9 protein-coding genes and 3 pseudogenes are annotated in these 15,513 nt (G+C 31.6%); 8 read left to right on the top strand and 4 right to left on the bottom strand.

Annotated elements, in window-relative coordinates; genetic code table 11:
• Positions 1-133 precede the first annotated feature (133 nt).
• Complete coding sequence (nirK, locus tag AC1RYN_RS13475; protein ID WP_481807378.1) at positions 134-1,522, bottom strand: copper-containing nitrite reductase; 1,389 nt, start codon at positions 1,520-1,522, stop codon at positions 134-136.
• A 347-nt stretch (positions 1,523-1,869) separates the two neighbouring features.
• Between nirK and capB the strand changes: the two genes are divergently transcribed.
• Entirely contained in the window at positions 1,870-3,132 is a 1,263-nt protein-coding gene (gene capB, locus AC1RYN_RS13470; protein ID WP_129537761.1) for a cysteate-C-fatty acyltransferase, read from the top strand.
• Positions 3,133-3,264: 132 nt separating this feature from the next.
• Positions 3,265-3,732: a hypothetical protein gene (locus AC1RYN_RS13465; protein ID WP_481807377.1), complete on the top strand. Its 468-nt coding sequence runs from the start codon at positions 3,265-3,267 to the stop codon at positions 3,730-3,732.
• A 51-nt stretch (positions 3,733-3,783) separates the two neighbouring features.
• Here AC1RYN_RS13465 and AC1RYN_RS13460 read toward each other — a convergent pair whose 3' ends face one another.
• Together AC1RYN_RS13460 and AC1RYN_RS13455 are read right to left on the bottom strand one after the other, a co-directional pair.
• The gene (locus AC1RYN_RS13460) at positions 3,784-4,902 is read right to left on the bottom strand and encodes a GTP cyclohydrolase (RefSeq protein WP_481807376.1); all 1,119 of its coding nucleotides are present in this window, start codon (positions 4,900-4,902) and stop codon (positions 3,784-3,786) included.
• Between the two features lie 67 nt (positions 4,903-4,969).
• Entirely contained in the window at positions 4,970-5,956 is a 987-nt protein-coding gene (locus AC1RYN_RS13455; RefSeq protein ID WP_481807375.1) for a transporter, read from the bottom strand.
• A gap of 123 nt (positions 5,957-6,079) precedes the next feature.
• Here AC1RYN_RS13455 and AC1RYN_RS13450 point away from each other — a divergent pair, with 123 nt between their 5' ends.
• From AC1RYN_RS13450 to AC1RYN_RS13425, 6 genes and pseudogenes are all read left to right on the top strand, one after another.
• Positions 6,080-6,373 (top strand): DUF4834 family protein, encoded by a 294-nt coding sequence (locus AC1RYN_RS13450; protein ID WP_195735190.1) that lies wholly within the window; start codon positions 6,080-6,082, stop codon positions 6,371-6,373.
• Positions 6,374-6,423: 50 nt separating this feature from the next.
• Positions 6,424-8,864, top strand: a pseudogene (locus AC1RYN_RS13445) (YfhO family protein).
• Positions 8,865-8,912: 48 nt separating this feature from the next.
• Positions 8,913-10,195 (top strand): annotated as a pseudogene (locus AC1RYN_RS13440) (glycosyltransferase family 4 protein).
• A 40-nt stretch (positions 10,196-10,235) separates the two neighbouring features.
• On the top strand, positions 10,236-10,973 hold the full coding sequence (locus tag AC1RYN_RS13435) for a lipopolysaccharide biosynthesis protein (RefSeq protein ID WP_481807374.1): 738 nt from the start codon (positions 10,236-10,238) through the stop codon (positions 10,971-10,973).
• 110 nt (positions 10,974-11,083) lie between these two features.
• The gene (locus tag AC1RYN_RS13430; RefSeq protein ID WP_481807373.1) at positions 11,084-11,449 is read left to right on the top strand and encodes a lipopolysaccharide biosynthesis protein; all 366 of its coding nucleotides are present in this window, start codon (positions 11,084-11,086) and stop codon (positions 11,447-11,449) included.
• Positions 11,450-12,093: 644 nt separating this feature from the next.
• Positions 12,094-12,393 (top strand): hypothetical protein, encoded by a 300-nt coding sequence (locus AC1RYN_RS13425; protein WP_264285122.1) that lies wholly within the window; start codon positions 12,094-12,096, stop codon positions 12,391-12,393.
• Between the two features lie 7 nt (positions 12,394-12,400).
• Here AC1RYN_RS13425 and uvrA read toward each other — a convergent pair.
• Positions 12,401-15,192, bottom strand: a pseudogene (gene uvrA, locus AC1RYN_RS13420) (excinuclease ABC subunit UvrA).
• Positions 15,193-15,513 lie beyond the last annotated feature (321 nt).

Here is a 15,513-nt window from a genome sequence, read left to right as displayed (position 1 = left end):
GTCACGTATTGCTAAGGTTAATACATGCTCCTGTTGTTAGGGAGGCAGCACCTATCCTTGCGCGCTTACCATTCCCATATAAGCCAAGAAAAGAAGAATAATTAAAGTATTTTTTTGCATAATAGTGCTGTTGTTATCTTTGTGATTTTACCATTTCGGGAGTAACATCCGTTTTATTATTTCCCCAACTGTTGTATATGTAGGTCATGACATTTGCTATTTCATCATCAGATAAATTCTGACTAGGCATAACATTGTTGTATTTATGGCCATTTACAGTTATTTCACCACTTAAACCATGTAAGATTGTTTTAATTGCTCGTTTAGGATCTGCATTAAGGTAATCTGATTTAGCCAAAGGAGGGAATGTACTTGGAATTCCTTGTCCTTCAGATTGGTGACAGGCAAAGCATGTGGTTCCGAAAATTTCTTTACCAATTTTTATTTTCTCTGCTACAGTTCTTTTTGGAGTTGTAGTTTTGGCTGCTCCGTTATCAGGCATTTTTTGAATAGTTCCTCCTTCTGGCAAATAAATACCTTCTTGAATCGTTCCAGAATAAATGTTTTTATGTTCAGCACCTTCAACTTTTAATATTCCTAAGGCACCTTTATTAAATGCTCTAAAAATAGAGTGGTCAACCAATATAAAATCTCCGGGAGTTTCAACTTTAAAATCAATAATAGCAGCTCCTCCAGCAGGAATTAATGTAGTTTGTACATTTTCATTAATGAGACTTCCGCCTTCTACATGCACTTTATCAAATATTTCACCGATGACATGGAAAGAAGATACTAGATTAGGACCACCGTTACCAACAAATAAACGTACCGTTTCACCAACTTTTGCGGTAAGTTCACCACCATTGGTTAATGAACCAACTTTTCCGTTAAATACAACATAATCAGGTGTTTCTTTTACGGCTTTATTCATGTCAAAAGGCTGAAGACCTTTGGCTCCATATTCACCTTGAGTATAAAAATCTCCTTGCATAACGTAGTATTCTTTATCTACAGGAGGAAGTCCACCTTCAGGCTCAACAAGAATCAAACCGTACATTCCGTTTGCAATGTGCATCCCAACAGGAGCTGTAGCGCAATGATAAACGTATAAACCAGGATTAATCACCTTGAAGTTAAATACTTTTTCATGACCAGGAGCTACTAATGATGATGTTGCTCCACCACCAGGACCTGTAACAGCATGTAAATCGATGTTGTGTGGTAATTTATTGTCTGGGTGGTTTTTTAGATGAAATTCGACTTCATCACCTACACGAGTTCTGATGAAACTTCCCGGAACAGAGCCACCAAATGTCCAATAGGTGTATTTTACGCCATCTGTCATGGTTCCTTCTAGCTCTTTTATTTCCATGTTTATTTTTACTTTCATGGCAGACCTATTACCAACAGGTTTCGGTACCATCGGTGGGGCTGTAAGTTCAGCTTCCATTTCTCCATTGGTTGCGATGTCAGTGTAATTAGTTGAGCTTTCATTTTTTTTACATGATGCTAAGAGCGTCATTGTAAAAATTGCACAAAAAAACACTTTTAATTTTTGTGGCATTTTATAATTTATTTTCATAATTAATCTGGTTTTATTTTAGTTTAAAATCTTTACACAAATATAAAAGACATCTTTGTCTTTTATTATGATAAAAATCATGAAATACAGATTATTTATTCTAGAAATTTGTAATGTTTTAATTTCAATAGTTGTGCTTTTAAAATGGAGTTTTAGAGAAGTTTATTTTTTTTAATATTGATATTCAGAATATTTTTCAATAAAAATAAATGGAAACTCTATTTTAGAATAATAATCATTATTTTTGCACGCTGTTTAAATTAAAATTATTACTTCAAAATATATTTATGGTAAAAGATTTATTCGAAAGAATTCAGAACAATAAGGGACCATTAGGAAAGTGGGCTTCTCAAGCAGAAGGCTATTACGTTTTTCCAAAGTTAGAAGGTGAGTTAGGTCCTAGAATGAAATTTCACGGAAAAGATATCCTAAACTGGAGTTTAAATGACTATTTAGGTTTGGCAAATCACCCAGAAGTACGTCAGGCAGATACAGATGCAGCAATTCAGTTTGGTGCAGCTTACCCAATGGGAGCTCGTATGATGTCAGGACACACTAAATATCACGAACAATTAGAAAATGAATTGGCAGATTTCGTAATGAAAGAATCAGCTTATTTATTAAATTTTGGTTACCAAGGTATGGTATCTATCATTGATGCTTTAGTGACTAAAAATGATATCATTGTATATGATGTAGATTCTCATGCTTGTATCATTGATGGTGTTCGTTTGCATATGGGTAAGCGTTTCACATACAAACATAATGATTTAGAAAGTATGGAGAAAAACCTGCAACGTGCTACAAAAATGGCACAAGAAACAGGTGGAGGTATTTTGTTTATTACCGAAGGTGTGTTTGGAATGCGTGGTCAACAAGGAAAATTGAAAGAAATTGTTGCTATGAAGCAAAAATACAATTTCAGATTATTGGTAGATGATGCACACGGTTTTGGTACACTTGGTAAAACAGGAGCTGGAGCAGGTGAGGAGCAAGGAGTTCAAGATGATATTGATGTTTACTTCTCTACTTTTGCAAAATCTATGGCAAATATTGGAGCTTTTGTAGCTGCAGATAAATCTGTTATTGATTATTTAAAATACAACTTGCGTTCTCAAATGTTTGCAAAAGCATTACCAATGATTCAAACACTTGGTTCGTTAAAACGTTTAGAGTTGTTGCGTAATTCATCTGAAATTAAAGATAAACTATGGGTTAATGTAAATGCATTACAAAGTGGTTTAAGAGAAAAAGGATTTAACATCGGAGATACAAATACTTGTATTACACCAGTTTACTTAGAAGGAAGTATTCCAGAAGCAATGGTAATGGTGAATGATTTAAGAGAAAATTATGGTATTTTCCTTTCTATCGTAGTATATCCAGTAATTCCAAAAGGAATTATTTTGTTGAGAATGATACCAACAGCTTCGCACACTTTGGCTGATATTGATGAAACACTTACAGCTTTTGAAGCTATTCGTGAGAAATTAATCAACGGAACTTATAAAGAAATAGCTAGTAGAACTACAGTTGATGTAGATGCATAGTTAAAACCAATATTCATTTTTATGAATACGTGGGAATTATATAAAGAAATCCATTCGTTATGCGAATGGATTTTTTTTGTCTAATTTTTTAATGTAGTATATTTAACATTCAAACTTTTAAACAGAATGATTATGAAAAAAACAATGGCAATAATAGGAGTTTTTACATTACTATTAGTTTCTTGTAAAAAGACTAAATCAGAAGAAATAGTTCCTGATACAGTTGAATCTGGAATGATTAAAGAATCTGTTGGCAAACAATGTTTTGAATTAGTGGCTAATAATGATACAGTAAAAATGACTTTAAGTACAAATTCCCATAATGAAGTAAACGGAGAATTGGTATATAAAATTTATGAAAAAGACAAAAACGTAGGAACTATAATAGGGAATATAAAAGGGGATACGCTTATCGCTGATTATACTTTCAAATCGGAAGGAGTTTCTTCTATAAGAGAAGTTGCCTTCCTGAAAAAAGCAGGAACTTTTATCGAAGGATATGGAGATCTTATAGAAACAAATGGTAAAATGATATTTAAAGATAAAAAAAAATTGAAATTTGATTCAAAAATGACCTTATCAAAGGTAGATTGTAAATAGGTTTGATGCCAAAAAAAGAAATCCATTCACAAACTGTGAATGGATTTCTTTTTATAATTCTTTACGGAAAGTAGCTCTTCGTTTGTGAATAACAGGATCAAAATGTTTCCATAAATTATGTATGGCTACATTGTCTGATAATTCTGGAGTCCTATAGCAATTAACAATACCTTTTTCTTTAAAAGTATGGTAATATTCATTGAATATAATTGCAGTTACAGCTTTGTTTTGGTACTCAGGATGGACACCAATTAGATAAAAAATCATATCCTTACTATGTTTTTTCGCTTTAAGTAAATGAAGAAATCCAAACGGGAATAATTTTCCTTTTGTTTTCTGTAAAGCTTCCGAAAAGGAAGGCATAACAATACTAAAAGCAACAATGTTATGGTCTTTATCTTCTACAAATTTGATAAACTCCGGGTTGATAAAACTAATGTATTTTTTCTTGAAGTACTCTTTTTGTATATCGGATATTGCTACAAATGATGATAAAGAAGCGTAAGATTTATTGAATAAATCAAACATTTTATCTACATGTGGCATTACTTCTTTGGTTGTTTTGAAATTAAGCGGTTTTAATTGGTATCTTCTCTTTACCAATTCATTTGCTTTTTCGAAAAATTCAGGTTTTACATTAGCGAAGGGGAATTTACTCTCATCATATTTTTTTTCTACCACATAGCCCAGTTGCTCAAAATGAGTTGCGTAATAAGGATGATTGTACCAGGTAATCATAGTTCCCATCTCGTCAAAACCTTCAGTTAAAACTCCAACTTTATCCAGATTAGAGAATCCCATTGGACCTTCAACATATTCTAGATTATTTTTTCGGCCTAATTCATATACTTTTTCAAGTAAAGCTTTGGTTACCTCGATGTTATCAATAACATCAAACCAACCAAAACGGACTTTCCTTTTTTGTTGCCCATTTACTTCATCCCAGTTAATTATAGCAGCAATACGTCCTACAATTTCATTATTTCTTAAAGCGACATAGAAAGTAGCCTCAGCATTTTCGAAAGCGGGGTTTTTTGTTTTGTCAAAAGTTTCTAATTCATCAGCAATAATTGGTGGGACCCAGTATTTATTGTCTTTGTATAATGAAAAAGGGAATTTTATAAATTCAGTTAACTCCTTTTTAGTCTTGGCTTCTTGTATTGTAATCATTAAGATTGTATTATATTTTTTTAAAAGTCTCTTTTTTGAGAGGTTGTTAAATTTGTAATAGCAGTTATTATTCGAAAGTTGATTTACGTCTTTGTTCAATTTTGATAGAATCTTCTTCAAGTTCTTTCTTTCTGCTTTTTTTACTTTTTTTGTCTTTTTTACCTTTCTTAGTATCTTTAAAGTTCATTTGAACTTCTTTATAGTTTGTGTCGTAACGCCAAGAAAATCCAACACCACCATAAAAAATAGAAGGAGTATCTTTAAAATTAGTACTTACAGATGCGTCTATTTGCATGTTTTTATTTAGCAAATATGCTGCACCACCTCTAACAATACAATCACTGTAAAAATCACTTTTATAGCCTTGGTTTTCTACAAAACCAGACCATTTGTCATTAAAACCTCGTGTAAGTGTTAGTACATATCCGTAACTAGGAAAGTCGGTAGTGATATAATCGGCAATAATATTGGTTACAAATACCCATTTTCCATCGCCTAAATGATTTTGAGTGATTAACATGATTTTTGGAGAAATGCTTGACTCATTTGTAAAAGCGTATGGATTTCCAGCAAAAGTAAAATTAGCACCTGCAAAAATAGAAACTGCAGGAATTAATTGATGCCAGTCAAACCTTCGATTGGCTTTCCAGCTATAAATATTAGGTTTTTTTTCGTAATTTTTAAATGGATCGTAGATCAGATATTTTGCTCCTAATATAGTCTGTTTAAAATCATTCTTTTTGTAGCTAACAAAAGGAGTGCTGTAATCCTCCATTTGGTACTGAATGTCGGCAATAAGTTCAAGTTGCTCGCGAAAAAGACCCCAACGAAGAGTTAAATCGGTTCCAAAACCACTTGCATTATAATTTAATAAATCGTGCTTTTCGTTAATTCCATAAACACCAACTTCGGCTTGAATTACTGATTTTCCAACAGAAAAAGCCGACATAGTTTCGCCAGGTCGGTTCGAATTGATAACATCGGTATGTTGGCCGAAAAAAAGATAAGGCGTTAAAAAAACGCTGGAAATAATCAAGTTTCTGATTTTGAACATATTATTTTTTTTAGTTAAAAAGTAATAACGCATTTCAAATGTACTATATTTTATTATTTATTTAAGATTGATATTTTAATTTTCAAGAATGGATTTGCTATTTTTGAAAAAAATTATATGATTATGCAAACAGCATCTTTTTCAGGTCTTATAAAAGCGATTTTTTATATGATTGCTTTTTATTACATTTTTAGATTCTTGGCAAAATTATTTTTACCAGTTTTAGTAAAAAAAGTGGTAGATAAAGCAGGAGAGAATTTTCAGAGACAACAACAGCAATATACACAGCAGCAACAAAATAATTCTTGGCAAAAAACAAGAACAAATGATGAGGTAATAATTGATACTGCTAATGCGAAAAACCCGCGTGAAACCAAAAAAGTTGGTGATTACGTTGATTATGAAGAAATAGATTAAATTTGTAATCGAACAATAGATTTTTTCATCCATAACCAAACCTACCAAAATTGAAAGTAATAAATAAGCTTTATCCGCATGCCCTTGTTATATTGGGATTTGTACTCGTTTCTTTAATTTATTTTTATCCTGTATTACAAGGAAAACAAATTTTTCAATCGGATATTGCACAATATACCGGAATGGCCAAGGAACAAAATGATTTTAGAGCAACTGAACATTCTGAACCTTATTGGACAAACTCGGCTTTTGGCGGAATGCCAACGTATCAATTAGGAGCTAATTATCCGCATGATTATGTAGGGCAATTAGATGATGCTTTGCGATTCTTACCTCGTCCAGCAGATTACCTTTTCTTATATTTCTTAGGATTTTATGGCTTGTTATTGGTTTTAAAAATCGACCCGCTTAAAGCTTTTATTGGAGCATTGGCTTTTGGTTTCTCTACTTATTTAATCATCATATTAGGAGTTGGACATAATGCCAAGGCACATGCTATTGCATATATGCCACTGGTCATTGCAGGATTTATACTCGTATTTCAGAAAAATATATTCTCGGTGGATTACTCACCATGCTTTTTCGGTTCCTGGAAATCGATGCAAACCACTTTCAAATGACGTTTTACTTATTAATCTTCTTGTTGATACTTTCAGGATATTTCGCATTTAATTTTATTAAAGAAAAAGAATATAAGCCGCTTTTAATCTCATTTGGAGTTTTGGCAGTAGCTGGAATTTTTGCTTTAGGGGCAAATGCAACCAATTTAATGGCTACTAGCGAATATGCTAGTTTTAGTCAAGAGGAAAAAGTGAATTAACATTTAACCCAGATGGTTCAAAAAATAATACTAGCGGAAGTGCTTTAACTCGTGATTACATTACAGAATATAGCTATGGAATTGCTGAAAGCTTTAATCTAATTGCACCAAGATTGTTTGGTGGATCAAACAGTGAAGCTTTAGGAACGGATAGTCATATGTATGAGTTCATGATTGGACAAGGCGTTCCGGAAGGGCAAGCAAAAGATTTTGTTTCGGCAATGCCAACTTATTGGGGAGATCAGCCTATTGTGGCAGCTCCTGCGTATATTGGTGCCATCGTTTTTTTCTTAGCAGTTTTGGCTTTGTTTATTGATGATAGGAAAATTAAATATGTATTCTTTTCAGGAGCAATGCTTGCTTTAAGTGCTTTCTTGGGGAAAAAACTTCCAATCTGACTTGATTTTCTTTATCGATCATGTTCCTATGTATGATAAGTTTCGAGCTGTTTCTTCAATACAAGTAATTCTAGAGCTGTGTTTTCCAGTTCTTGCAATCATGGGATTACAATCTTTTTTCAAATTAAAAGAAATAGATCCAAAGTTGCAGCAAAAGGGATTAGTTCAAACAGGAGTGTTTAGTGTTGGTGTTTTATTGATACTAGTTTTCTGTAAAAGCATGTTTAATTTCTCTGGAGGTAGTGATGGTTATTTCTTAGAGAATTACGGTCCTGATTTTGTTGATGCGCTAAAAGAAGATAGAAAAACGTTGTACTCAGCAGATTTATTGCGTTCAGGATTTTTTATTGTAGTTGTATTTGGAGTATTATGGTTCTTTATTAAAAATAAACTTTCTCAAAACACAGCACTTATAATTGTAGGGGTTTTGATGATCTTCGATTTGTTCTTTGTAGATAAAAAATATGTATCAGCTAAAGATTTTGTAAGCGGAAGAGAAGTGGCAGTTCCTTTTCAGGAAACACCTTCTGATGCTCAGATTTTAAAAGATACGACACATTATAGAGTATTTGAAGTCAATGGAAACTTATCAAGCGCACGAGCTTCTTACTTCCATAAATCAATTGGAGGATATCATGCTGCAAAGCCAAGAAGAATGCAGCAATTGTTTGACTATCAAATAGCCAAAAATAATATGGAAGTATTGGATATGCTAAATATAAAATACATTATCCAAACCAATAAAGAAGGTCAGGAATTTCCAACGATAAATCCAAATACAAACGGCAATGCTTGGTTTGTAAAAGATGTAAAATTGGTTAATACTGCCGATGCCGAAATGAAGCTATTAGATCATTTGGATACTAAAAATGTAGCTATTTTTAATATTCATGACCATGGTTCTAAATTTAAGAGTGCTCGATTAAAGAAAAAATGGGATGCAAGCGGAACTATAAAGTTAGAAGTTTATAAGCCAAATTATCTCAAATACACATCAGATAACCTAAATGATGGTTTAGCAGTATTCTCTGAAATATATTATGAAAAAGGATGGAATGCTTATATAGATGGCAAACTAACAGATCATTTCCCTGTAGATTATGTCTTGAGAGCTTTAGAAGTTCCTGGAGGAAAACATACAATTGAATTTAAATTTGAACCAGAAGTTGTTAAAACGGGTAGTATGATTACACTTGCGAGTTCAATAGGTATGTTGGTTCTTTTAATCGGAGGAATTTATTTTGAAAGAAAAAAATCGATTACTGTAAAGTAATCGATTTTCAATCTCAGTTTGCAATTTTAAACATTAAATCAATTTTTCTTGGAACAAAAGAAACTTCTAATTATAACCTATTATTTCCCACCGGCTGGAGGACCTGGCGTACAACGCTGGTTAAAATTTGTAAAATATTTGCCCGAATTTGGTGTTCAGCCAATTGTATATGTACCAGAAAACCCAACATATCCAATTGTTGATGAAGGTTTGGTAAATGAAGTTTCGGATCAGGTAATAGTTATCAAGAATAAAATTATTGAACCATATCAACTAGCTTCGTTTTTTTCGAAAAACAAGACTAAAAAAATTGCTTCGGGGATTTTTCCGAATAAAAAAAAAGCAATCCCTTCTTGATAAAGTGTTCCTATGGATTCGTGGAAATTTATTTATCCCCGATGCTCGTGTTTTATGGGTAAAACCATCAGTTTCTTTCTTAGAGAAATATATTGTTGAGAATAATATTGATACAATTGTGACTTCTGGTCCACCACATAGTTTACATCTTATAGGATTAGAGTTAAAACAGAAATTAAATATAAAATGGTTCGCTGATTTTCGTGATCCATGGACTACGATTGGTTATCATAAATCATTACGTTATCTAGTTATGCAGCTAAAAAGCATAAAAAATTAGAACATCAGGTTTTAAACACAGCAGATACTATTCTTGTAACCAGTAAAACAACTAAAGTAGAGTTTCAGGAAATAACAACAAAACCTATTGAAGTTATTACGAATGGCTATGATGTTGAAAATGTAGATAAGCAAACTTTAGATACTAAGTTTACATTGGCGCATATAGGTTCTTTCTTATCAGAAAGAAACCCGCTTTTTTATGGGAATGCTTAATTGAACTGTTACAAGAGATTCCTGAATTCAAACAGCATTTAGAAATAAAACTAATAGGTGCAGTTAGTCAGGAAGTTTTAGAAACAATTACTAAGTTCAAACTTAATGATTATCTGAATAATTTAGGTTATGTTTCGCACAACGAAGCTATTGCACATCAAAAAAAATCTCAGGTTTTATTATTGATTGAAATCAATTCAGAAGATACAAAGAGTATTATTCCAGGTAAGTTGTTTGAATATATGGTTTCAAATAGACCAATAATTGCTATTGGACCAAAGGGTTCAGATTTCTCTGATATTATAACCCAGACTAATACTGGAGTGTTTTTTGACTATTCTGAAAAAATGAAATTAAAAAGTGTAATTTTGGATTTTTATAATCAATTTTTAGAAGGAAAACTACAATCAAACGGAGTAGGATTGCAGCAATATTCTAGAAAGAACCTAACTAAACAGTTAGTACAATTGATTAAATAGAATACTTTTAAACTTTTAATAAAAAACATAAATACCTTCAATGGGCATAGTCTTAAATCAGTCTTTCAAAAATACTATCATAACATATATTGGTTTTGGTATTGGTGCTATAAACACGCTTTATTTGTATCCGATTTATTTAGGCGAAACTTATTATGGATTAACAAATTATATTCTTTCTGCTGCAAATGTGATTATGCCTTTGTTTGCTATCGGAATGCAAAATACATTAGTCAAGTTCTATTCTCAATATAAAACAGAAGAAGAAAGAGAGCAGTTTTTATCGTTTACAGCTTTGTTTCCTATACTAATGTGTATTCCGTTAGGAATAATTGGAATCTTCTTTTTTGATGATATTACAGTCTTTGTATCAAAGAAAAATCCAGTTGTAAAAGAGTTTATTTTACTGATTCCTTTTGTTGGAATTTGTATGGCTTATTTCGAGATTTTTTATGCTTGGGCAAGGGTACATATGCATTCCGTTTTTGGTAATTTTATCAAAGAAGTTGGTTTAAGACTGTTTTCTTCATTTGTATTGGTAGGATTGTATTTTCATTGGATTACACTAATTCAGTTTGTATATATAACGGCAGCAATTTATTTTTTAGCCTTTATCGTAACCATGTTTTACGCTTTTAGTATCAAGAAACCAAACTTTCAGATCACAATACCAAAGAATGTAAAGAGCGTAATGGAATATACGTTTTACATAATTCTTTCAGGAAGTGTAGCTAATTTGCTTTTGGATGGAGATAAGCTTATGCTTAATCAGTATTGAAATTGAGAATATTGCTTATTATTTTGTAGCAACATATATAGCTTTGGTAATCTCTGTTCCGAGTCGCGCGATGCATCAGATTGTGTATCCTATTACGGCTAAATTAATGCATGAGAAATAAACACGATGAATTGAATGATCTATACAAAAAGACATCTATTAATTTACAGATTGTTGGTGGATTCGTGATGCTCTGTATTTTTGTAAATATTAATCAGTTATATGAAATAGTTCCTGAGGAGTATAGAGGAGGAGTTCCTGTTGTTTTTATGATTGGATTATCTAAATATTTTGATCTTATTTTGGGGAATAATAATGCTATTATTTTTAATACAAAATATTATCGAACGGTTTTATTTTTGGGATTAGGTTTAGTTGTTTTGACTTTTGTTTTAAACATAATTTTTATACCTATTTACGGTATTAAGGGGTCTGCATTTGCAACGCTACTATCTAGTACAGCATACAGTTTTTAGCGAAATTACTTTTTGTAGTTAAGAAACTTCATTTGTATCCTTTTACAAACAAAATTTGTATTCATTACTGCTTACATCAGTATTATTTCTATTGTTTTACTTTTTGGGAATTTCCCGTTTATCCACTAATAGGGATTGCTATAAAATCATCTATTGTAACGGTTTTTTATGTGTATTTAAACTATAAATTTGAAATCTCTAAAGAGATAAACCAAGTAATAGATAAGTTTATAAAGAAGCTTGGCGTTAAAAATGAGTAAGAAATAGTTGGAAATAAAAAGTAATTCATTTTGTTTATATTTGTAAGCCGTTTCGCGATGGTAATAAAACGAGTATTCCAGAAGATTATTTAAGTAATAATTATGAAACTCCGACGTTTAATATAAATAGCAAGTTGTAATTGATTGTTTTTGAAAGGAGAGTATTTAAAAAAAGGCAATTGATTAATATGTAAAAAAGCTTTTGATATTGTGTTTTATATTAGAAGATTAATCTTTTTTAGTGTTTTGTGATGAAAGACTAATTGTAAAATCACTAAAAGTGGGTATTGTTTAATTTGTTATTGTAAACTAATTTTGCTCCCTAGAATTACTCCAAAATAAATTATTAAAGTAAATAGCTAAAAATAATTTTAATTTATGATTATGAAAAGCCCACAATTTACGCAAGAAGAAAGTTTACAAGTATTCTCAAATATAATTTCAAATAAAATTCATAACGGTTTTATTTTAGAAGAAAGAAATGATGAAATGCTTTTTGCAGTTTTATCGAAAGGAGAAAGAGTGGTTGATCATAGTTTTAATTTCCTTATTTGTTGCTTAACATTTGGATTGTGGTCTATTGCTTGGCTGTATTTAACCATAGAATCATCTAAAAACAAAAAGATATTGGTTGCCATCGATGAAGATGGAGTTCCTTTTGAAGATAAATGTTATCACGAATAAGTTAAGGTTATAATTTCTCTTTTAAGTAGATACCTGTTATAGATTTTTTTACTTTTACTATATCTTCAGGTATTCCCTCTGCTAATAATTCCCCACCATTTTCACCGCCTTCTGGGCCTAAATCAATTATCCAATCGGCACATTTTATAAGGTCAAGATTGTGTTCAATTACAATTATAGAATGTCCTTTATCAATTAATGCATCAAATGAAGCTAATAATTTCTTGATATCATGAAAGTGAAGCCCAGTTGTAGGTTCATCAAAAACAAATAAAGCTTTGTCCTTTGTAGCACCTTTTACTAAGAATGAAGCCAGTTTAATACGTTGTGCTTCACCACCAGAAAGAGTAGAAGAAGATTGTCCTAATTGTACATATCCTAGACCAACATCTTGTAATGGTTGCAGCTTTTGAGTAATCTTAGTTTGATTGTTTTTTGAAAAGAAACTAATAGCATCATCAATAGTCATGGTTAAGATGTCATTTATGTTTTTATCATCAAAAGTAATTTCTAAAACTTCTTTTTTGAAACGTTTGCCACCACAAGTTTCACATGGCAATTGCACATCAGCCATAAAAACCATTTCCACATTAATAGAGCCTTCTCCTTTGCAGGTTTCACATCTTCCACCATCTACGTTAAATGAAAAATGTTTGGCTTGATAGCCTCTTATTTTTGATAGTTTTTCTTTGGCATAAAGTTCTCTAATATCATCGTAAGCTTTTATGTAAGTTACAGGATTAGAACGAGAACTTCTTCCAATAGGATTTTGATCTACATATTCAATATGTTTTATTTGAGAAAAAGATCCTTTTATTTCAGTAAACTGACCTGCTTTTTCGGCAGCATTGTCTAATTTTTTCTGAATAGCAGGAAATAGAATCTTTTTAACAAGCGTACTTTTTCCACTACCAGAAACCCCTGTAATTACGGTTAAAACATCTAGAGGAAATGTGACATCAATGTTTTTAAGGTTGTTTTCCCGAGCACCAATAACCTGTATGTAGTTCTTCGATTTTCGTCGGTGTTTTGGAACTGTTACTTCTAAATCACCATTAAGGTATTTAGCTGTTAATGAAGATGATTTTAATATTTCGTCATACGTTCCCTGAGCCACTAATTCACCTCCAAAAGTCCCTGCTTCTGGACCAATATCTATAATCATATCGGCAGCCTTCATGATGTCTTCATCATGTTCAACAACAATTACGGTATTGCCTAGATCACGAAAGAGAGTAGTACCTTTATTAATCGTTCAGAGTCTTTTGGATGTAACCCAATACTAGGTTCGTCAAGGATATACATAGAACCTACTAAGCTGCTTCCTAAAGAGGTTGCCAGATTGATTCGTTGTGATTCTCCTCCAGAGAGTGTTGAAGAATTTCGATTTAAGGTAAGATAAGAAAGACCTACTTCTGTCAAAAAGGATAGTCTATTATTAATCTCGACTAGTAATCGTTTAGCAATTTGTTTTTCGTAAACATTAAGTTCTATTTTGTTGAAGAAAGTAACTAAATGTTGAATCGGTAAATCGACTAAATCAGAAACAGTTTTACCATTTATTTTTACATAAGAAGCTTCTACTCTTAGACGCTTTCCTTTACAAACATGACATTTTGTTTTTCCACGATAACGTGAAAGCATTACTCTATTTTGTATTTTGTAATTTTTCTCCTCTAGTTCTTTGAAGAAATCATTTAAACCTTCAAAATACTGATTTCCTTTCCATATTAATTCTTTGTGTTCTTCACTTAATTGGAAATAAGGTTTATGTATAGGGAAATCAAACTTATGAGAATTATTAACCAATTGATCACGAAACCAGCTCATGCTCTCACCGCGCCATGGGTAAATAGCGTTTTCATAAACAGATAAAGAAGTATTTGGAATGACTAGATCGGCATCGATACCAATAATGTTTCCATATCCTTCACAGGCTGGGCAAGCACCATATGGATTATTAAAACTGAATAAATGTGGATTAGGTTCTAAAAATGTGATTCCATCCAATTCAAAAATATTAGAGTAACTGAATCTTTTATTAGTTTTTAATTCTTGTAAAAAGCAAATTCCTTTTCCTTCAAAAAAAGCTGTTTGAACAGCATCCGAAAGACGATTGAAAAACTCTTCCTCTTCTTTTACAACGATTCTGTCAATAATCAATAAAATTTCCTGGTTCTTTTTTGTGTTAAGTGAAGTTGAAAAATCATCTAAACGAATCATTTCGTTATCTATTAAAATACGAGCAAATCCTTGTTGTAGTAAAACATTAAGTTTGTCTTCTAATTTTCTTCCTTTTTCAAGATGAATAGGAGCTAGAAGTAACCATTTGCTATCTAATTCAAAGCTTTTTACATCAGTAACAACATCGGTTACAGTGTTTTTTTTGACTTCCTGACCAGAAATAGGAGAATATGTACGGCCAATTCTTGCAAAAAGCAGCTTTACATAATCGTAAATCTCTGTAGAAGTTCCTACGGTTGAACGGGCATTGGTAGTATTTACTTTTTGCTCAATAGCAATTGCAGGAGCAATTCCTTTGATGTATTCGACTTTTGGTTTGTCTAAACGACCTAAAAATTGACGCGCATATGACGATAAACTCTCTACATAGCGACGCTGCCCTTCGGCATACAAAGTATCAAATGCCAAACTTGATTTTCCAGAACCCGAAAGCCCAGTAATAACAACAAGTTTATTTCTTGGAATGGCAACATCTACATTTTTTAAATTATGTACTTGAGCACCTTTAATGATGATATTTTTCTTTGGGTCGAGTGTAGAAAGGTCAATTTGCATACAAAAAATCAATTTCCACAAAAGTAAGCATTTTTGATTTGAGTTATGTTAAGGATAGAAGTTCAATTTATGTAAAAAACAACATGATAAGTATTTCTTTATAATTAAGATCAGCTAAGAAAATAATTTCGGAGTATATCAATGATTAAAGGATGTGAAAAAAAAGTATGTTAAAATGTAATTGATTTGTTTTGTGCGATTTAGATTTCTTTTTTAACTGTTAATAACAAAGTGTTAATTTATTGTTTTTTATCCTTTTTCTAGAAATCATTGACTTTATTTTAATGTTTTTCGGAATTTGGTAATAATTATTCTTAATTT

The organism is Flavobacterium sp. TC780, from assembly GCF_056783245.1.
Note: the sequence above shows the minus strand (reverse complement) of the source record. Positions and strands in the feature narration are given on the sequence as shown.

Coding starts and splice junctions, on each gene's coding strand:
- nirK (WP_481807378.1), bottom strand. CDS start 1,522: ATGACGCTCTTAGCATCATGTAAAAAAAATGAAAGCTCAACTAATTAC.
- capB (WP_129537761.1), top strand. CDS start 1,870: ATGGTAAAAGATTTATTCGAAAGAATTCAGAACAATAAGGGACCATTA.
- AC1RYN_RS13465 (WP_481807377.1), top strand. CDS start 3,265: ATGAAAAAAACAATGGCAATAATAGGAGTTTTTACATTACTATTAGTT.
- AC1RYN_RS13460 (WP_481807376.1), bottom strand. CDS start 4,902: ATGATTACAATACAAGAAGCCAAGACTAAAAAGGAGTTAACTGAATTT.
- AC1RYN_RS13455 (WP_481807375.1), bottom strand. CDS start 5,956: ATGTTCAAAATCAGAAACTTGATTATTTCCAGCGTTTTTTTAACGCCT.
- AC1RYN_RS13450 (WP_195735190.1), top strand. CDS start 6,080: ATGCAAACAGCATCTTTTTCAGGTCTTATAAAAGCGATTTTTTATATG.
- AC1RYN_RS13435 (WP_481807374.1), top strand. CDS start 10,236: ATGGGCATAGTCTTAAATCAGTCTTTCAAAAATACTATCATAACATAT.
- AC1RYN_RS13430 (WP_481807373.1), top strand. CDS start 11,084: ATGAGAAATAAACACGATGAATTGAATGATCTATACAAAAAGACATCT.
- AC1RYN_RS13425 (WP_264285122.1), top strand. CDS start 12,094: ATGAAAAGCCCACAATTTACGCAAGAAGAAAGTTTACAAGTATTCTCA.